Below are 19,875 nucleotides of genomic sequence, written 5' to 3' on the forward strand. Positions count from 1 at the left end.
GCCGGATGAGGGGTGTTCCAGCTTGGCACCGACAGCACTCCGGCCAACACCCCTCAACCGTCTTGGCGCTGCGCGCCAATCCACCTTCTCCCACAAGGGGAGAAGGAAAGCTCTCCACCGTCCAGCCCGCGTGATCACCCCAAGCCGATGCGCCTGGCGCCTTGCCGGAACAGGGCTGCGGCGTCCGGCTCGAAGCGGAAGGTGCCGATGAAATCGTCGGCACAGTAGTTCGGCAGCGTCTTGCGGATGGCGGCCGCGAAAGTGCGGGCCTCGTCAAGCCGCCCCGCCAGCGCAAGGCAGTGCGCCGCGATCGCCAGGATGATGGCATGCGCGTTGGGACGGGCGGCGGCCTTCAGCGCCCATTCGGCGGCCTCGTCGAACTGCCCGAGGCGGACATGCGCCATCGCCCTGGCGCCGAGCATGCCGAACAGCAGCGGATCGAACGGACTTAGATGGCGCGAGTGATCGGATGAACCGATCGCCGCGTTCGGATCACCCGACTGCGAGTGGACAAACGAAAGCGCGTAGTGGCCGAGCGCAAAGTTGGGGCTGAGATCGACGGCCCGTTCCAGCTCGATGAGCGAGCCGTCCTGCTCGCCGCGCAACCACAGCGCCCGGCCCATGGCCCAGTGCGCGGCCGGATTGTGATCGTCGACCAGAAGACTTTGGCCGGCGGTCTCGAAGGCGAGCGCGCTTTCCTGGTCGCGGTCTCCCCAGCGCTGAAAGGCGTTCTGCCAATGGGTGAAGGACAGGCCGGCATAGGCGCGGGCGAAGGTCGGATCGAGCTTCAGGGCCATGTCGAAGAAATGCCGGGCCTGCTCGTTTTCCGTGCGGGTGAAGCGATACATGTGCCAGAGGCCGCGATGGTAAGCCTCCCAGGCATTCAGCGAGCTGGGGGCTTTCAGCATGGCGCGGTTGCGCTCGACCATCTCGATCTCGGCCGAGATCGACGAGACGATGCTGTCGCCGATGTCGTCGAGGACGGCAAAGATGTCGTCGGGCCTGCGTTCGAAGGTCTCGGCCCAGACGATCCTGGCCGTGCGCACCTCGACAAGTTCGACGCTGACCGCGACACGGCCAGCCTGGCTGCGCACCGTCCCGGTGGCGACGTAGTCGACGTTGAGTCGCCGGCCGGCATCTTCCGGCGCGATGTTCTTTTCGGCCAGCGCAAAGACCGAGCCGCGGGCGATGACGAAGAAATCCCTGAGCTTGGCCAAACGGGTGATGATGTCGTGGGTCAGGCCGTCGGCCAATCCACCGCGAGAGGGGCCGCCGCGAGGGCCGCCGATCCCGGCTTCCTCGACAAACGGCATCACCGCGAGCGACGCCTTCGACGTAGCAGTATCGGCATGGGGAAGCACAATTGACGCTTGCGCGGCTGCCGGCAACAGCGCCGGCTGCGCCCGGAGCGTCGCGGCAGGTCGTTCGCTGCGGATCGACCGCCATGCCTCACGAACGCGTCCGAAATCCAGATCCTCCGAAGCAAACAGCTGCGCCGCCGAGGCAAGATGGTCCTCGCAGGCGGCGATCTGCCCGCGTCGCGCCAGGCTTGTCAGAAGAGCCACGTGCGCGCGCTCGTCGAGCGGATTGAGTTCCAGCCATGTCTCCAGATGCGCGGACATTCCGTCGGCATCCGCCGGCAGCTTGCTGACCAGCTGTTCCAGAATGGCGGCGTGCCACGAACTGAAGCGGCGGCGTTGCGCGATAAGCCAGCTGTTGAAATGCGGGCTGCGGTCGATCTCCAGCCCGTCGAGGAAATCGCCGACGAATTGTCTGGACAGGGCCTGCAGCCGCTCAAGATCGAGCGTCTCGATGCCGCTGGCGGCGGCCGAGGCGACATCGACGGCGTCGACGGAAACGCCCTTCAGATCGAGCGCGACCGTGTCGCCTGATGTTTCGATCCTGTGGCGATCCGGTTCGTCACAAATGCCCCTGAGCTTGCTGAGGCACCAGCGAAGCTCGCCGCGCGGATCGTTCGGCACATCCCACAAAAGTTCGCACAGACGGCTGCGGCCGACGGCATGCGGCGCGAGCGCCAGATAGGCGAAAAGCGCGCGCAGCTTGCGCGATGCCGGCAGTTGCACGGTGGCGCCGTCGCGGGTGACCGTCAGCGGCCCGAGCAGCCGCACGGACAGCCCGGCCGCTGCGCCGTCCAGGCTCGATCGAGCGGATTCCACGTGCGTTTCCACGCTTGCTCCCACGCTGGCCAGTTGTCCTCTGTTTTACCATCGAAAGCGATAGAGTGCATCCGGCAACGAATTTTCCGCGCCGGTTGCCGGCATTGCCACCGTTCCGGGCCGCGTTGGCGGCACCGGAACCGTACTGCGGCAAGGTCTCGAAACCTCGCCGCCCAAGCCGCCGGTTTGTAACCGGCTCGTGACGACGACACCTCGTGACGACAACAATAAGGGGAGAGCAGACATGTTGCAGCAACGGAAAATCAGGACCACGGCCGGGCGCGGCCGCCTGTTCGACAGCATTGTCGACACGGTCGGCGACACACCGGTGATCAGGATCAACAATCTCGGCCCCGATCATGTGACGATCTATGTGAAGGCCGAGTTCTTCAATCCGGCGGCATCGGTGAAGGACCGGCTGGCGCTCAGTATCATCGAAGAGGGCGAGCGCAGCGGCGCCCTGAAACCGGGCCAGACCGTCGTCGAGGCGACCAGCGGCAACACCGGCATCGGGCTGGCCATGGTCTGCGCGCAGAAGGGCTATCCGCTGGTGGTGACGATGGCCGACAGTTTCTCCGTCGAGCGCCGCAAGCTGATGCGCATGCTGGGCGCCAAGGTGGTGCTGACGCCGCGCGCCCAGAAGGGTTTTGGCATGTACAACAAGGCGGTCGAGCTTGCCGAGGCGAATGGCTGGTTCCTGGCCCGCCAGTTCGAGACCAAGGCCAATGCCGCCATTCACGAGGCGACGACGGCGCGCGAGATCATCAACGACTTCGCCGGATCGCGGCTCGACTGCTTCGTCACCGGCTACGGAACCGGCGGCACCGTCGTCGGTGTCGGGCGCGTGCTGCGCCGCGAGCGTCCCGAAACCCGGATCGTGCTGGCCGAACCCGCCAATGCCCAGCTGATCGGCAGCGGCAAGGCGCAGCAGCGCGGCGCCGACGGCGCACCCGCCGCCAGCCATCCGGCCTTCGAGCCGCACCCGATCCAGGGCTGGACGCCGGATTTCATTCCCAACGTCCTGCAGGAGGCGGTCGACGCCAGCCTCTATGACGAGGTGGTGCCGATTGCTGGGCCCGAGGGCATCAAATGGGCCAAGGCGCTGGCCCAGAAGGAAGGGATTTTCACCGGCATCTCCGGCGGAGCGACCTTTGCCGTGGCGCGCCAGATCGCCGAAAAAGCCGCACCCGGCTCGGTGATCCTGTGCATGCTTCCCGACACCGGCGAACGCTACATGACGACGCCGCTGTTCGACGGCATCGAAGCCGAGATGGACGCCGAGGAGATCGCGCTGTCGCGCTCAACGCCGGGCTGCCAGTTCCCGGCCGAATAATTGCGCATCGGGAGCAACGCGGATGGATGCCATGCTGAAAGCCGCCGGCACTGCCGGTATGGTTGCCGAAGAAACGCTCGATCCGGTCGACTGGGCCGATGTGCAGGCGCTGTCGCACCGGATCATCGACGACGCCGTCGACTATCTGCGCGATGTCAGGGAACGCCCGGTGTGGCAGGACATGCCGGCGGAGGTGAGAGAATTTTTCGCGGCGCCGCTGCCGCAATCGCCTCAACCGCTGGCCCAGGTCTATGGCGAGGTCGCCCGCAACGTGATGGCCTACCCGATGGGCAACATCCATCCGCGCTTCTGGTCCTGGTACATGGGGTCGAGCAATTTCACCGGGGCGCTCGGCGATTTCCTGGCGGCGGTGCAGGGCTCCAACCTCGGCGGCGGCAACCATGCCGCCGCGCTGATGGACAGCCAGGTCGTCGACTGGTGCAAGCAGATGATGGGCTTTCCGCAATCAGCCAGCGGCACGCTGGTCAGCGGCGGCTCGATGGCCAACATCATTGGCCTGACCGTGGCCCGCAACGCCAGGGCTGGCATCGACGTGCGCGAGCATGGCGTTGCCGCCATCGACAAGCCGCTGCGTTTCTATGGCTCGGACCAGCTTCACTCCTGCCATAGCAAGGCGATGGAGGCGCTCGGCCTCGGCAACCGCGCGCTGCGCCGCATCCCGACCGATGCCGGATTGCGGATCGACATCGACGCGTTGCGGGCGGCGATCACTGAGGACCGCCAGGCGGGTTTTCGGCCGGCTTGCGTGATCGGCACGGCCGGCACCGTCAACACCGGCGCGATCGACGATCTGCAGGCGCTGGCAAGGCTGGCGGCGCAGGAAGATCTCTGGTTCCATGTCGACGGCTGCATCGGCGCGCTGATCGCCATCGCGCCGGAAAATTCCCATCGCGTTGCCGGCATCGAGCACGCCCACTCGATCGCGCTCGATCCGCACAAATGGCTGCACGCTCCATTCGAGGTCGGCTGCGCACTGATCAGGGACGCCTCGGCGCATCGCAGCACGTTTGCGGTGACGCCGGAATATCTCGAATCGACGCCGCGCGGCCTCGCCTCGGGGCAGTGGCTGCATGATTTTGGCCTGCAGACGTCACGCGGTTTCAGGGCGCTGAAGGTGTGGATGGCGCTGAAGCAGCACGGCATCGAGAAATTCGGCCGCCTGATCGACCAGAACATCGCACAAGGACATTATCTCGGCACGCTGATCGCCGCCGAACCGCTGCTGGAACTGGTCGCGCCACTGAGCATCAACATCGTCTGTTTCCGCTACCGTGGCGACGGGCTGACGGGAGAGCGGCAGAAGGCGCTCAACACCGAGATCATGCTGCGGCTGCAGGAAGACGGCATCGCCGCCCTTTCGGATACGACGGTGCACGGCCAGCATTGCCTAAGGGCAGCGATCAACAACCACCGCACCCGGCGCGACGACCTGGATTTGTTGGTGCGGGAAACGGTGCGGCTTGGGCAGGAGATTTCAAGGCCTTGCGTCGCCGGCTAAGGATCCTGGCAATCACCTCAGACAAATCACAGCGCCCAAGCGTGTGGGGTGATCGACTGTTGATGTCGGCGCTGCCCCTCACCTGCCTGCCGGCATCCTCTCCCCGTAGAACGGGGAGAGGGGCGCTTTCATTAATGGTTTCGTTCAATCACCAGCGTTACAGGAAGGGCACCGGCATTGAGGCCAGCCCCTTCTCCCCGTCACTATACGGGGAGAAGTGCCCGGCAGGGCGATGAGGGGCAGCGCAAACCTGAAACGATTGCCCCTGTGCCCCGCAACGAGGATCACGCCTCGAGCCAGACCTTCTCGAAATGCTGCTCCAGAGACTGATGCTGCTCGCAGCCGTGCACGCCCTTGCGGAACGTCCGGTAGACCGAGCGCCAGTAGGGCTGGATGATGATGCCGGAATCGCGCAGATTCCGCTCGATCTTGGCCATGATCTCCTTGCGCGCGCTGGCGTCGGGTGTGGCCAGCGCCTTGTCGAGCAAGGCGTCGAACTCCGGATTGGCGTAGGCGGTCTCGTTCCAGGCAGCGCCCGATCTGTAGGCCAGCGCCAGCACCTGGACGCCCAGCGGCCGGCCGAGCCACTCGGTGCAGGAGAAAGGATATTTGCTCCAGTCATTCCAGAACGTCGCCGCCGGCAGCACGGTCCGTTTGACCTTCAGCCCGGCGTCGCGCATCTGCGCGGCGATGGCGTCGCCGGTGTTCTTCTGCCAGTCGACATCGACGGAGATGAGCTCGTATTCGTGATCGGACTTGCCGGCCTCGGCAAGCAGCGTCTTGGCTTCGTCGACATTGCGGACGGCCGGGCCGATATCGGCGTATTCGGCATGCATCGGGCCGACATGATGGTTCTCGGCCGGCATGCCGCGGTCGTCCATGCCGATCTTCAGGATTGCGGCATTGTCGACGGAGAGCTGGGCGGCGCGCCGCACCCTGATGTCGTCATAGGGCGGATTGCCGACGTTGAAGCGCGCGACGATGGTCGAGCCGGTGGCAAGCTCGGAATTGCTCAGACCCATGGCGTCGGTCTGCGAGACGGTATCGGCGGCGGTTTCGTGGTTGGTGTCGATCTCGCCCGATTCGAAGGCCGAAAACATCGCATTGGGATCGGAGCCGTAGTCGACCCATTGGATGCCGTCGAGCCAGAAATCGCCCTTCCACCACGGCTTGTCCTTGCGGCGGACCTCGGCGCCGACCTCGGCGTCCCATGCCACCAGTTCGCAAGGTCCAGTGGTGATCGCCAAGGCCTTCAGCGGATCGCCGTCGCCGTCGTAGCTGCGGTGCATGATCAGCGCCGGATAGTCGGTCATGCCGGCAATCAGCGAAATGTCGGGCTTCGGCAGATTGAGCCGGACGGTAAAGTCGTCGACACGCTCGATGCCGCCGTCGATCGGCTTCTTGGTGGCGGCGTCGACCAGCGCCCCCATCCGCTCGGCGACCGAATTGCCGGCGACGCCGGCGTCGCACCAGCGCGTCAGATTGTGGACGACATCGTCGGCGTTGAAAGTGTCGCCGTTCGACCAGGTGATGCCCTTGCGGACGTGCAGCGTCAGCACGCGGGCGTCGTCGCTGGTCTCCCAACTCTCGAGCAGCCACGGCTCGAAGGTGAAATCGCGGTTCCAGCGCACCAAATATTCGTTGCAGTGGCGGGCGACATTGGACATTTCGACGCCGTCGAAGGTGCGCGGGTCCTTCCAGCCCTTGACGTTCATGGCGACGCGCAAGACGCCGCCGCGCTTCGGCTCCTGCGCCCTGGCCGGGGAAGGCGCGAGACCGACAAGCGCCAGCGCGCCGGCGACGCTGACGCCAAGTGCTGCCATGGTGGCGAGATATTCGCGCCGGTTCATGCCGCCTTTTTTAAAACCGTCGGCGACGGGCTCGGCCTGCGGATGCAGCGCTCTTTCGGTCAGCATCAACTTCATCGTCGAATCCTCCCTGTCGGCGCCCGGCCGACCGCTTCGCGGGGGCGGATGCGGTCGCCGGGCGCCCTTGGCCATAGGCGATGATAGTGCGGGATTCAGCGGGGAAGTGTTCGCCTTTCCGCAGGCGTTGTGCGCTGTTCCGCAGAAGCTTGCGCTACTGCGGCGCAGAACCTTTCGAGACGCCGGCGGGACAGCGCCCCCCTCTGCCCTACCGGGCATCTCCCCCACTTGGGGGGAGATCGGCTGTCGTCCCGGCTTTCGCCAATTTCCAATATCGCAGCAGGAGCGCAGCGCCGAAACTGCCAATCTCCCCCCTCGTGGGGGAGATGCCAAGTTTTGGCAGGGAGGGCAGGACAGAGGGGGGCGCCAAGGATCGCCAGCCTTCCTGGTTCAGAGTTCGTCGTAGAGCCGGGCGGCGTTTTCATAGGTGAAGCGCAAAGGCACCGAGCCCACGACCTGCCACGCATCGACCGTCTCGCCTGCCATCAATCGGCAGGCGCCGTCGGTTGTGGTGACGGCGCCGCCATAGAGCCGGTTGGCAAGGTTGAGGATGGCGGTCTGGTGCATCGCCGTGCTGCCGCTGCCGCAGGCATCCTTGACCAGCAGCACGCGAAAGCCCGATGATACCGCATCCCTGACGGTGGCGTCGATGCAGGCCTCGGTCCACACGCCGGCAACGACCAGCCACTCGATGCCTTTGGCCCTGAGCCGGCCCGCGGCAGGGCCCGAACCGAAGGCGCTGGCCTCGGTCTTGACCAGCATCATCTCGCCGTCGACCGGCGCCACTTCCGGACAGATCGCCGTCAGCGGATCGTCCTTGTCGGAGAAGGCCGACCTGCCATTGGCATCGACCGGATGGAACCGCCGCGCCTCCCTGGTGAGATCGACGATATAGGCCGAATGGTAGAGCAGCACATCGTTGGCCCGTGCCGCCGCCTGCAGGCGCTGGACGTTGGCGAGGATGTCGGCAAAACCCTCGACCAGATAGCGCTTGTCCTGCCGGTGCTCCTCCTGGAGGTCGACGAACACCGCGGCCACCGTGCCGCGTCTGATCGAGACCGGGCCCTTCATGCGGACACCTGAACGAAAGCATGAGCGCTGCGGTTAGTCCCGACGATTTGCGATACCGCACCTCGATTGGTGGTGGATGCTGGGATCAAACTTCTTTCTCCAGAAAGTCGTCCTCATAGGGAAAGCGCGACAGAAGCTCGGTGCCGGTTTCGGTGACCAGGATCTCGTCCTCGAGCTTGACGCCCTCGCGTCCGCCTTTCTCGCCGATATAGCTCTCGACGCTGACCACCATGCCGGGCGCGACAAACCCGTCGCGGCCATAAGTCTCGTAGTCCATGGCGTGCGCGATGAACGGCGTCTCGCCATGCATGCCGACGCCGTGCATGACAGACGTGTAGCGCTGGTCGACGAAGCGGTCCGGGATCTTCCAGGCCTTTTCGGCAATTTCGCGAAACGCCATGCCCGGCCTGACGATCGAGATGTTGTGCTGAACCTGGTCGTGGGCCATGCGGTAGAGCGATTTCTGATAATCCGTCGGCTTGCCCGGCCCGCAGCGGAAGGTGCGCGAGAAGTCCGAATAGTAGCCGTAGCAGCCGATCGTATCGGTATCCAGCGCCAAGAGCTCGCCGGGCCTGATCTTGCGGCCGCTGGCTTCGTTGAACCACGGATTGGTGCGCTGGCCCGAGGTCAAGAGCCGGGTTTCGATGAACTCGCCGCCCTGCCGGATCACCTCGTGATACATGATGGCGAACAGGTCGTTTTCGGAAACGCCGGGCTTGATCGCCTCGCGCACCGCATAGACGGCCGCCTCGGCGCCGGCCATCGACACTTGCAGGCATTTTACCTCTTCGGGCGTCTTGACCGCCCGCACGGCAAGAATTTCGCCCTGGCAATCCCGGACCTCGCAGCCGCGCTTTTCCAGCGCCAGCGCCTGCAGATGGCCGCAGCGGTCGAGGCCGAGCTTCATCGAGCCGCCGCCATGCGCCTTGAGCAGCTCCGTGATTTCGTCGGCGAACGGGCCGGCGGTCTCGTCGTCGCGGCCCGACACCGAAGACCACACCAGCCTGGACGGCCGCGCCTCATCGATCGTGTCGAGCACCATCGAGACATGATAGCTCTGCGGATATTCGAACAGCACGATCGGCCCTTCGGTCGGGATGAAGAAGTAGCGGGTCGAATTGCGCAGGAAATAACCGAACATGTTGCGCGAGCCGGTGGCGTAGCGCTGGTTGTAGGGGTCGAACAGCACGACGCCGCCATAACCGGACTCGCGCATCCAGGCGCGCAGCTTGGCCAGCCGGCCCTTGCGCAACGCGTCCGCATCGATGAAGGACGGCTCGGTGTCGGACAGCCACATGCCGCCGGCCGGATCCGCCGCCGCCGGGTGGCGCATGCGGTCCTTGAAGTCGACGTCCTCAGTGCTGTCGGGGTCGAACACGACGATGCTCATGGGGTGCCTCCTGGAAGCCCCGAACATAGCGGTGCACCGCGAAGAGGCTGTGCGGAATCCCGCAGATGTTGTGCCGGATACCGCTTGAAGCCGTTCCGTGATGCTCTACGGCGCTCTGTCCTGCCGGACATCTCCCCCACTTGGGGGGAGATTGGCAGCTTCGGCGTTCCGCTCATTCCTGTAACGTTGGCGATTGGCGAAATCAGCGATGACAGCCGATCTCCCCCCAAGTGGGGGAGATGGCCGGCAGGCCAGAGCGGGGCGCTGTCCCGCCGTCGTTGCGCCGCGTCAGCGCGCGGACGCCTAATGCCTCCGCGCCACCTTCGGCGCATGCCCATGCTCCTCCCGAAACGCCCGCGCAAAGCTCGACATCGAAGCAAAACCGCAGGCCAGCGCCACGTCGCGCACCATCAGCGTCGAATGCGCCAGGAGGTCGGCGGCGCGCTTCAGCCGCAGGCGGCGGTAATAGCCGTTGGGCGAGATGGCGAGCTCGGAGCGGAAGTTGCGTTCGAGCTTGTCGGAGGAGACGCCGAGCTTTTCCGCCAGCGCCGCCATGCCGAGCCGCTCCTCCACCGCATCCTCCATGATGGCGATGGCCGACAGCACCAGTTCGTTCTGGACGCCGGTGCGTAACCGCAGCGGCATCAGCTTGCGGTCGACGCTGGAGCGCAGCGGGCTGTGCACGAACCATTCGGCGACGCCGGCCGCGAGTTCGGCGCCATAGTCTGATGTGATGATCTCCAGCATCATGTCGAGGCTGCCGACGCCGCCGGCCGAGGTGAAGCGCTTGCGGTCGATCACGTAGAGATCGCGCCTGAGCTCGATGTCCGGAAACGCCTCGGTGAACGCCGCCTGGCTGGTCCAGTGCAAGGTGCAGGCATGGCCGTCGAGCAGGCCGGCGCGGGCCAAAAAGAAGGCGGCGTCCGCCACCGCGCCGATATGGGCGCCGCCGCGCAGGCTCCTGCGGATCCAGCTCACCGCGTCTTCGGCCACGAGATGATCGGCATCGCCGCCCGAGCAGACGACGATGCGGTCGACCTTCGGCGCATCGCCGGCGAAAAAGCCGGGCTGGATGACGACCCCGTTCGAGGCCGCGACCGGGCCTTCAGCGGCGCCGACGATGATCCAGCGGTAGCATTCTTTCTTGGCCAGCACGTTGGCCGCGCGCAACGGCTCGATGACCGAACTGAACGCCATCATCGGAAAGCCGGGGAAGACCAGCACCGCGAAGGTGAGCGGGGCGTCGTTTGCCGTCGGCTGGTCTCGCTCTCGAGTAGTCATGACTTCAACCGTGCCTGTGGGCAATTGCAGGGAAGGCCACAATTCCGCCGGATGCCACTCAGGTCAACGGGCGGTTGGGTCAGTTTGAAAATTCCATCGCGCCTAGGCGTTGTCGCCTATCGGCCGAACTCCTAAATGCTTGCCGTAGCATTGGAGATAGTGACGGTCGCACTGCGCGGCCCGTATAAGAAGCGAGTTTAGGTCGCTAAAATTAGCTTCTTGACCTGTTTACGGTCTTCCGGCGACCATTGCTTCGGGTCTTCCCCGTGAGCGATAGCGCCGTGAAGCTCGACGTGCTTCATCACTTCCGCCTCGGTCTCTGCCGTGAACATCGCTGGACAGGCCTCGTTTCCCGGATAATCCCTGCAACGATACGAGTAAGCCATGACTTTCCCTCCAGGTTGCCCCGATAGCAAAGCGAGGGTACGTCGCCTTTGTCAATTCACAGTTGGATGCGCCAGTCAGCCGGGAAATTTCAAACTGACGCCACTATCCAACAGGGCACGGACCCCCCTTCAACTCGCCAGCGCCTGATCCAGATCCGCGATCAGATCGTCGCCATCCTCGATACCCGCCGACAGCCGCACCAGCGAATCGGAAATCCCGATTTCCGCGCGTTTTTGCGCCGGGATCGAGCCGTGCGTCATCAGTGCCGGGTGCTCGATCAGGCTTTCGACGCCGCCGAGGCTTTCGGCCAGCGTGAACAGTTGCGTGTGCTCGAGGAAGCGTTTGGTGCCGGCGAGGTCGCGGTCGAGCTCGACCGTGATCATGCCGCCGAAGGCGTGCATCTGCTTTCTGGCGATGGCGTGCTGCGGATGGCTGGGGAGACCGGGATAGATAACGCGGCGGATGTCGGGACGGCGCTCCAGCCAGTGCGCGATCTTCTGGCCGTTCGACGAATGGCGCTCCATCCTCAGCGCCAGCGTCTTGAGGCCGCGCAGCGCCAGAAAACTGTCGAACGGTCCGGAAATGGCGCCGATGGCGTTCTGCAGGAATTTCAGCCGGTCGGCGAGATCCTTGTTGTCGCCGACCACGGCGACGCCGCCGACCATGTCGGAATGGCCGTTGAGGTATTTCGTCGTCGAATGCACCGATATGTCGATGCCGAGCTCCAGCGGCCGCTGCAGGTAGGGGCTGCAAAAGGTGTTGTCGGCGACCGAGAGCACGCCTTTGCGCCTGGCCAGGGCTGCGACCGCTTCGAGATCGACGACGCGCAGCAGCGGATTTGTCGGCGTCTCGACCCAGAGCAGCTTGGTTTCCGGGCGGATCGCCGCTTCGACCGCGGCCAGATCGGTGAAGTCGACGAAGTCGACCTGCAAATTGGCCGAGCGCTTGCGCACCCGCTCCAGCAGCCGGAACGTGCCACCATAGATATCATCGGTGGCAACGACATGGGCTCCGGAATCGAGCAGTTCGAAGATCGTGGCGATCGCCGCCAGCCCCGAGGCGAAAGCGAAGGCGGCTGCGCCGCTTTCGAGATCGGCCACCGCGCGCTCGAAGGCAAAGCGGGTCGGGTTCTGGCTGCGGGCATATTCAAAACCCTTGTGCACGCCCGGGCTCTGCTGGCCGTAGGTCGAGGTCGCATAGATCGGCACCATCACCGCGCCGGTCGTCGGGTCGTGGCTCTGGCCGCCATGGATGGTGCGCGTCGAGAAGGCCAGGCGGTTGCTGCCCGATACGGTGGCTTTGATGGTCATCTTGCGCGGCGCCTCAGATGGTTGATCAGGTCGATGCGGGTAATCAGGCCGATGAATTCGTCGCCGTCGAAGACGATGGCGACCTCGTTGCGGTCGAACACCGGCAGCAGCGCGTCCAGCGTCTGGCTGGCCTGCAGCGTGTGCAGATTGGCGGTCATCGCCGTGCGCACCGGGGCCTTGAAACGGTCCCAGCGGCTGTCATAAGGGCCTTCGACGTGGGCGAGGATATCGCTTTCGTCGACGATGCCGACGAGCTTGCCGTCGTCCAGCACCGGCAGTTGCGAGACGTCCGAACGGCGCATGCGGCCATAGGCGTTGAGCAGGCTTTCGTCCGGGCCGACAGACACGATGTCGCCGGTGCGGTGCGTGCGCATCACCAGGTCGCGCAAATCGCCATGCTGCTCGTGCTCGGCGAGGCCCTGCTCGATCAGCCAGAAATCGTCGAACACTTTCGACAGATATTTGTTGCCGCTGTCGCAGACGAAGGTGACGACCCGCTTCGGCACGGTCTGCTCGCGGCAATAGCGCAGCGCTGTCGAAAGCAGCGTGCCGGACGACGAGCCGGCGAGAATGCCCTCCTTGGAAAGCAGGTCGCGCACCGCCAGCATGCTCTGCTTGTCGGTGATCGAGTAGGCCTTCTTGACCAGCGACAGATCGGCATTGGGCGGGACGAAATCCTCGCCGATGCCCTCCACCGTCCAGCTGCCGGCCTCTTGCATCTTGCCGGTCTTGATCAGGGGCGCCAGCACCGAACCGACCGGATCGGCGAGAATCATCTCGGTTTTCGGCGAGATTTTTGCGAAATAGCGGCCAAGCCCGGTCAGCGTGCCGCCCGAGCCGACGCCGACGACCACTGCATCGACGTCACCGTCGAGCTGCGAATAGATCTCCGGACCGGTCGTGGTTTCATGGGCGTCCGGGTTGGCCGGATTGGCGAACTGGTTGGCATAGAAGGCGCCGGGCAGCTCGGCGGCGATCTTTTCGGCCATGTCCTGATAGTATTCGGCGTGGCCCTTGCCGACATCGGAACGGGTCATGCGCACTTCCGCGCCGAGCGCCCGCAAATGCTGGATCTTTTCGCGTGACATCTTGTCGGGCACGACCAGGATAATGCGATAGCCCTTGGGGATGCCGACCTGGGCGAGGCCAAGGCCGGTGTTGCCGGCGGTCGCCTCGACAATGGTGCCGCCGCGCTTCAGCCTGCCCTGTTTTTCGGCGTCGGCGATCATCGACAGCGCAATGCGGTCCTTGATCGAGCCGCCGGGGTTCTGGCTTTCGAGCTTGATGAACAGCCGGCACTTGCCGATGTCGAATTTGGTCAGCTCGACAACCGGCGTTTGCCCGATCAGGTCGAGAACCGATGCATAGGGCGGACGCAGGCGGGACATTGCCCTGTCCGGGAGGGCGATCTTGTGCACGCTCATGCTGATGCTCCATGGTCAAGCGACCGCCTTGGGCAGGCTGTCAGCCTATCTTCTTTTCCAGCCGTTTGTAGTCTGAAAGAAGATAGATCGTGCCAATCCGTTGGCCAGACGGGGAATGGGATTCCGGTGGGGCCGCTCCGTCACGCCAATCACGATAAGGTCGCGGGACAGCACCCGTAGAGCGCCGACCTCACCCAAGCAACCGCTTCCCCAGCCTTGCACATTGCACGCGAATATCCGGTATGGCGTCGATCTCGAAGAAGGTGCCGCGCGTCAGCGGCCCGACCGCCAGGATCTTGGCCGAGACGGTGCCGTCGCTGGCGATGACCTCGCAATTGTCCGATACGTCGAGGCCAAGCCGCAGCGGATCCGGCCGGGCCAGCCCGCGGTCGACCAGCGACCGCACCACGCTGTTCGACGTTGTCGAGATGTCCCTGGCGATGCCGGTGCAATCGTAGATGCGGGCGACGTCGAACGTCTCGATGTTTTGCGTGTGGCGCGACTGGACCTGCACGCTGAATTCGTCGCCCGCCGTGATGCCGACGACGCGCCCGGCGACAAGCCGGATGCGGCCCGACTGCACCGCCTCGGTGACACGGGCATAGACTTCCGGCGCCATGCGATGGCGGTGGATGTCCCACCACGCCTTGGTGTGCTCGACAAAGCGGCGCTTGGCCGAAGACGGCCAGTTCTGCCAGATCTTCTGGTTGAACGGCCTGAGACCGTCGACGACGTCGCGCCAGTCGATGCCGGCCTTCTGGTTTTCCCGGATCAGGTCGCGAAACCAGCCGACGAAATAGGAGAGCTGGGTGCCGAGCGGAATGTCGGCGACGTCGAGCTTGATCGGATTGCCCTTGCGATGCGGCGAAGGCAGCAGGCCGCGCCGCGACACCGCGATGATCTCGCCGCGATGGCCGCGTTGTTCGAGCGACAGGAAGGCATCGACCATGCTCAACCCCGTGCCCAGCACCAGGACCCGGGCTTCCCCGTCGAGCACGGTGTCGGCCTCCGATCCCATCCTGATCGCATGGCCGTGGCCGGCACCTGGCTCCTCGTCATGTCCGGTCGCCAGCACGGCAAGGTGGGCGACGACGCTGGTACCGTTGGCCAGCGCCACCTCGACCCCGGACCCGGTCGGCGAGATCGACAGGCTCTCCTCGCGGATCAGGCGAAGACGCCCCGTCTCGCGGGCCTCGAGCTCGTCCAGCAGTTCCTTCAGGTAGCGGGCGTAGACGCTGCGCGGCGCGTAGACCGGCGCCTGCTCTGGGGTTGCCAGGCCGCGCTCAAGCAGCCAGCGCCAGAAATTGCCGGGGTCATCGGCATGGGCGCTCATGCCGGCCGCGCTGACATTCAGCACATGCGCCGACAGCAGCGTGGAATAGGCGATGCCCTGGCCGAAATGCGGGCGCTTTTCGATCAGCGTGACACGCAGATCGGGATTGGGCGACTTCAACAGATGCGCGGCAAGGACGACGCCGCTGGCGCCGCCGCCGACGATAATGATCGAACTTGGGACAATCGAATTTGCGCGGCCGGTCATGCGCGCACCAAGTGCCTGAGGAGCCGTCGGTTCCGGCTCAGGCCTGGATTTTCAACGCAGCCGAAAGGTCGTCGTCGCCGGCGATATCGCGCATCTCGGCGAGGCTGCGCTGATCCAGCACCTCGGCGATCGCTTGCCGGACCTCCAGCATCAGATGTCGGACTTGGCATGTCGCCTCGTTGCAGTCTTCACAGCGCGAATACCGGGTGCGGCTGGCGCAGGGAATTGGGGCAAGCGGTCCGTCGAGCACGCGCACGACGTGGCCGATCTTGATTTCATCCGCCGGCCGCGCCAGGCGGTAACCGCCCTCCTTGCCCTTGCGACTCTGGACGAAACCGGCATTGCGCAGTTCGCCGAGGATGGCGTCGAGAAATTTCTTCGGAATGTTGTTTCCGGTGGCGATATCGGCAACGAAGGCGAGCTGACCAACCGGCAGCCGCGCCAGATGGACGAGCGCCTTGAGGCCGTACTTGCCCTTCTTTGTGAGCATGGACCGAACGTTTCTCTGTCATGCAATGGCGCAAGGCCACCGGTTGCGAAACGCCTGGCGTGCTTCCCCACCGCGTCCGCGTCCAGGCTTTCAAGACACATAAATTCTAGTGACATGATATACAAGACGGGCACCATTGATTTTGCTTGATTTTCAAGCCGCTGCGACGACTTGCCGGACGTTTTTCCTCCTGAAGCCGGGAGGCACGCCAATGGCGACAGCCAGCCCTCGACCCTCATGCGGGTGATCGCCGCGATATGGACATCGCTCCGTTCTCCCAATTCCTGCAATGTCGATAAGACTACTATACTTAGCCGCGATACAGGAACCGGTTTTCAAATCGTCGGCCATTCGCAGCATTCATTTGCCGAAGCTGTGCGCAAAACAGAAAATGCGTGTTTGCGGCGGGCCGCGCATTCGCCGGTCCGAGACGCCGCCAGGGTGGTTCGAGTGTCAGGGGAGCGAACGGTTCGCCCACACCAGGCCGCCTAGGCCAACCAGCGCAGTGACGATGCCGATATAAAGCCATTGCGACTGGCCGGTCATGAAGCTGCCGCCGACGAGGCCGATGCCCTGCAGCGACCACAGCGCACCGATGGCGAGCACAATCAGCGCCAGCAGATTTTTGATCAATCTCATCATCGGGATCCCCTTCCCAAGTCGATCGTCAATTCCGCCATGGCCGCGATGGCAAGGCGAAAGGAAGCGACCCGATCGCTGTCACATCTACTTGCATGATAAAGCCGGGTCTTGCCGGAAACACCCCGGTGCTGGTGCGAAGACCACCAGACATACATCGGCGCAATCCCGACATTCCATGACAGACTGTTTCCCGCCGACTCCAAACGTGTACTGTTGTCATGGAACCGCCAGACGACTGCCGCATTTGGTGCCACATTCCATCCGTAACGGCCGGGTCTGTCAAACGGAGCCCCTTGCCACAGATGAAGAAACCCAACCGGACCGCGCTTGTCGCGGCGGCGATAGCGGCTGGCCTGATGGTCGGCGCATCCACCTCCCCTGCCGCCGCGCAATGCGGCCGCGCCTCCTGGTACGCGCTGACCTCGAAGACCGCTTCCGGCGAGCGGATGAACCCGTCGGCGCTGACCGCCGCGCACCGCACGTTGCCTTTTGGCACCAGGCTGAAGGTCACCAACCGCAAAAACGGCCGCAGCGTCGTCGTGCGCATCAACGACCGCGGCCCGTTTATCAAGGGTCGGGTGATCGACCTGTCGAAGGGCGCCGCAGGGCGGCTCGGCTTCATCAGCTCGGGCCATGCTGCTGTGTGCACCGACCGCGTGTAATGCCACGCGGCTTTGCGGCCCCTTCTCCCCGTCACTATACGGGGAGAAGGTGCCGGCAGGCGGATGAGGGGCAGCGCAAACCTGAAGCGATTGCCCATGCTCTCTCCGGCATCTTTCGCAGCTGCACAATAAGCCGGCTGCCGCCGTTCAAAACCGTTTTTCAACGCCTTAGACAAAAGTATAAGCATAAATCAATTCAATTGACGTATTGCATCGCAGCAGTTTGTTGTTAACCTTTGCGCGAGAGATTCAAGGCTCGGCACTGCTGTCGTCCCTTCGGTCGCAGCAGCGGAGTTCTCGATGTTCTACCAGCTCTACGAATTGAACCACGCCGCCGTTCAGCCGGCCCGCGTCTATGCCGATGCGGTGCGGATGTTCTACACCAATCCGCTCAATCCGTTTGCGCACACGTCCTGGGGCCGCTCAGTCGCGGCGACGGCCGAATTGTTCGAGCGCACGACGCGCCGCTACAGCAAGCCGCAGTTCGGCCTGACCAGGACCGTCGTCGACTGGAAAAGCGTCGCTGTCACCGAAAAGACGGTGTGGTCGCGGCCGTTCTGCAATCTGCTCCGTTTCGAGCGGGCGGTTCCCGCCGGCCGCCGGCCTGATCCGAAGCTGCTGATCGTGGCGCCGATGTCCGGCCACTACGCGACGCTGCTGCGCGGCACGGTCGAGGCGATGCTGCCGCATGCCGACGTTCACATCACCGATTGGGTCGACGCCCGCATGGTGCCGCTCAGCGAGGGCAGCTTCGACCTCGACGACTATATCGACTACATCGTCGACATGCTGCATGCGCTGGGCCCGGACACCCATGTCATGGCGGTGTGCCAGCCTTCAGTCCCGGTGCTGGCGGCGGTGGCGCTGATGGAAACGCGGGGTGACCCGTTCGTTCCCTCGACGATGACGCTGATGGGTGGGCCGATCGACACCCGCCGCAATCCGACCGCGGTCAACCTTCTGGCTGAGGAAAAGGGCACCGACTGGTTTCGCGACAACGTCACCATGCAGGCGCCATGGCCGGTGCCGGGCTTCGGCCGCGAGGTCTATCCCGGCTTCCTGCAGCTTTCGGGTTTCATGAGCATGAACCTCGACCGCCACATCATCGCCCACAAGGACTTCTTCATGCATCTGGTGAAGCATGACGGCGACAGTGCCGAGAAGCACCGCGACTTCTACGACGAGTATATGGCGGTGATGGATCTGACAGCGGAGTTCTACCTGCAGACGGTAGACACCGTGTTCGTCCGCCATGCTCTGCCCAAGGGCGAAATGATGCATCGCGGCATCGCCATCGATCCCGCCGATATCCGCAATGTCGCGCTGTTCACGGTCGAGGGCGAGAACGACGACATTTCCGGCCTCGGCCAGACCCAGGCCGCGCACGACCTCTGCATCAACATCCCCGCGGACAGGCACGCTCACTACATGCAGCCGGCGGTCGGCCATTACGGCGTCTTCAACGGCTCGCGCTTCCGCTCCGAAATCGTGCCGCGCATTGTCGACTTCATCACCAGCTATGGCCGCCAGACCCGCGTTGCGGTGAGGCCGAAGCTGGTTCGGACCGCCAAAAAGTAAAGATGTCCTGGATGGCAGCCGCCGTTCAAGTCGACCTGTTGCACAATAGCCGCGCTTTCGGCCGCGCGGGTAACCATATCGCAAAACTGGCCGTTGGTATAATTGACAGGGACTGTAGATCGCCCTTAACGTTTCATTAACAACAAGGGACGAGGGGGACAATGATTTCCTCACCAATGGCGAGAGGGCTGCGCGTGTGCGCCCTGTTAGGGCTGGCACTTGCGACAGGCTGGTCTACAGCGGCTTCGGCAGCCGGACCAATGGCAACCGGCGGCCCAACATCGCAGCCGATCGGCCATTACGATTTCTGCAAGACCAGTCCGGCCGAATGCTCGATCCACCCGGGCAATCTCGCCCCCGCCACCATGACCGGCGCGCTCTGGCGCAAGATTCTCAGCGTCAACGCCAGCGTCAACAACGCCGTCAAGCCGATAAGCGACATCGATATTTACGGCAAGGACGAGGTCTGGGCCTACCCCGTCAGGGGCGTTGGCGACTGTGAGGACTATGTCCTGGAAAAACGCCGCGAATTGAACCGCTTGGGCGTGTCCTACGCCAATCTTCTGATGACCGTCGTGCGCAAGCCGGATGGCGAGGGCCATGCCGTGCTGACCGTGCGCACGAGCAAGGGCGACTACGTCCTCGACAATCTGGACGGAAAGGTCCGCTCGTGGGACCGGACCGGCTACCGCTTCCTCAAGCGGCAGGCGATCGACAATACCGGTCGCTGGGTGTCGATCCGTGATGGCCAGCAGGTCCTGGTCGGCGCGGTCCAGTAAAATATCTAACCCGTGAGGGTGAGCAGATGAATAGAGTTCCGCACCCTTGCGACGCTCCATCGTTACGGCATGGATCCTAGGGTCTCCGCTACGTCGCTTCGCTCCTGCTCCGCCCTAGGATGACGAACGCAGGTGGTTTAAGGCCAATCGCGGATGTCGGAAATTTGCAGCTGCGTGCCGGGTAGCGGGATCGCGGCCAATGGCAATCGCAAACCTTCGAGATTGGCTGAACCGATCCTCACTTCGTCATCCTAGGGCGGAGCGCAGGAGCGAAGCGACGTAGCGGAGGCCCTAGGTGTTTGATCCCGGACTTTAATGGCGCATCATTGCCGTCCGAATCAAAGGATGCGCTATGGGACAGGTTCTA

General features: G+C 64.1%; 16 protein-coding genes. 5 read left to right on the forward strand and 11 right to left on the reverse strand.

Annotation, left to right across the window (positions count from 1 at the left end):
- Positions 1-134: 134 nt before the first annotated feature.
- The gene (locus tag AC0L28_RS31885) at positions 135-2,177 is read right to left on the reverse strand and encodes a BTAD domain-containing putative transcriptional regulator (RefSeq protein WP_473482351.1); all 2,043 of its coding nucleotides are present in this window, start codon (positions 2,175-2,177) and stop codon (positions 135-137) included.
- Between the two features lie 244 nt (positions 2,178-2,421).
- On the opposite strand from AC0L28_RS31885, the gene AC0L28_RS31890 reads away from it, so the two are divergent.
- Together AC0L28_RS31890 and AC0L28_RS31895 are read left to right on the forward strand one after the other, a co-directional pair.
- Positions 2,422-3,510: a PLP-dependent cysteine synthase family protein gene (locus AC0L28_RS31890; RefSeq protein WP_419695286.1), complete on the forward strand. Its 1,089-nt coding sequence runs from the start codon at positions 2,422-2,424 to the stop codon at positions 3,508-3,510.
- A gap of 22 nt (positions 3,511-3,532) precedes the next feature.
- Positions 3,533-5,029, forward strand: coding sequence for a pyridoxal phosphate-dependent decarboxylase family protein (locus tag AC0L28_RS31895; protein WP_473482353.1), 1,497 nt, complete (start codon positions 3,533-3,535; stop codon positions 5,027-5,029).
- A 284-nt stretch (positions 5,030-5,313) separates the two neighbouring features.
- Here the strand turns inward: AC0L28_RS31895 and AC0L28_RS31900 are convergent, their stop codons facing one another.
- From AC0L28_RS31900 to AC0L28_RS31945, 10 genes are all read right to left on the reverse strand, one after another.
- Positions 5,314-6,954, reverse strand: a complete 1,641-nt coding sequence (locus tag AC0L28_RS31900; protein ID WP_473482355.1) for an ABC transporter substrate-binding protein — start codon at positions 6,952-6,954, stop codon at positions 5,314-5,316.
- Positions 6,955-7,344: 390 nt separating this feature from the next.
- The gene (locus AC0L28_RS31905) at positions 7,345-8,025 is read right to left on the reverse strand and encodes an isochorismatase family protein (protein WP_473482358.1); all 681 of its coding nucleotides are present in this window, start codon (positions 8,023-8,025) and stop codon (positions 7,345-7,347) included.
- Between the two features lie 85 nt (positions 8,026-8,110).
- Positions 8,111-9,415 (reverse strand): M24 family metallopeptidase, encoded by a 1,305-nt coding sequence (locus AC0L28_RS31910; RefSeq protein WP_473482360.1) that lies wholly within the window; start codon positions 9,413-9,415, stop codon positions 8,111-8,113.
- A 303-nt stretch (positions 9,416-9,718) separates the two neighbouring features.
- Positions 9,719-10,696, reverse strand: a complete 978-nt coding sequence (locus AC0L28_RS31915; RefSeq protein ID WP_027153611.1) for a GlxA family transcriptional regulator — start codon at positions 10,694-10,696, stop codon at positions 9,719-9,721.
- Positions 10,697-10,893: 197 nt separating this feature from the next.
- On the reverse strand, positions 10,894-11,082 hold the full coding sequence (locus tag AC0L28_RS31920; RefSeq protein ID WP_023802667.1) for a DUF1059 domain-containing protein: 189 nt from the start codon (positions 11,080-11,082) through the stop codon (positions 10,894-10,896).
- A 129-nt stretch (positions 11,083-11,211) separates the two neighbouring features.
- The gene (locus tag AC0L28_RS31925; RefSeq protein WP_473482363.1) at positions 11,212-12,393 is read right to left on the reverse strand and encodes a cystathionine gamma-synthase; all 1,182 of its coding nucleotides are present in this window, start codon (positions 12,391-12,393) and stop codon (positions 11,212-11,214) included.
- Entirely contained in the window at positions 12,390-13,817 is a 1,428-nt protein-coding gene (locus tag AC0L28_RS31930; protein ID WP_287292374.1) for a pyridoxal-phosphate dependent enzyme, read from the reverse strand. Before AC0L28_RS31930 ends, AC0L28_RS31925 begins: the two co-directional genes overlap by 4 nt.
- Positions 13,818-14,007: 190 nt before the next feature.
- A complete protein-coding gene (locus AC0L28_RS31935; protein WP_473482365.1) occupies positions 14,008-15,357 on the reverse strand; it encodes an FAD/NAD(P)-binding protein in 1,350 nt (449 codons plus the stop codon).
- 37 nt (positions 15,358-15,394) lie between these two features.
- Positions 15,395-15,847: an RrF2 family transcriptional regulator gene (locus AC0L28_RS31940; protein WP_027153615.1), complete on the reverse strand. Its 453-nt coding sequence runs from the start codon at positions 15,845-15,847 to the stop codon at positions 15,395-15,397.
- A 453-nt stretch (positions 15,848-16,300) separates the two neighbouring features.
- Positions 16,301-16,486 (reverse strand): hypothetical protein, encoded by a 186-nt coding sequence (locus AC0L28_RS31945; protein WP_023802672.1) that lies wholly within the window; start codon positions 16,484-16,486, stop codon positions 16,301-16,303.
- A gap of 305 nt (positions 16,487-16,791) precedes the next feature.
- Between AC0L28_RS31945 and AC0L28_RS31950 the strand changes: the two genes are divergently transcribed.
- The 3 genes from AC0L28_RS31950 (at position 16,792) to AC0L28_RS31960 (ending at position 19,508) form a co-directional block, all read left to right on the forward strand.
- Positions 16,792-17,151 carry a septal ring lytic transglycosylase RlpA family protein gene (locus AC0L28_RS31950; protein ID WP_023802673.1) on the forward strand — a complete coding sequence of 120 codons (360 nt, stop codon included), beginning with the start codon at positions 16,792-16,794 and terminating at the stop codon, positions 17,149-17,151.
- A gap of 300 nt (positions 17,152-17,451) precedes the next feature.
- Positions 17,452-18,729 carry a polyhydroxyalkanoate depolymerase gene (locus tag AC0L28_RS31955; RefSeq protein WP_027153617.1) on the forward strand — a complete coding sequence of 426 codons (1,278 nt, stop codon included), beginning with the start codon at positions 17,452-17,454 and terminating at the stop codon, positions 18,727-18,729.
- Between the two features lie 161 nt (positions 18,730-18,890).
- Complete coding sequence (locus AC0L28_RS31960; protein WP_473482367.1) at positions 18,891-19,508, forward strand: transglutaminase-like cysteine peptidase; 618 nt, start codon at positions 18,891-18,893, stop codon at positions 19,506-19,508.
- Positions 19,509-19,875 lie beyond the last annotated feature (367 nt).

It is taken from the genome of Mesorhizobium sp. WSM4847 (assembly GCF_055811335.1).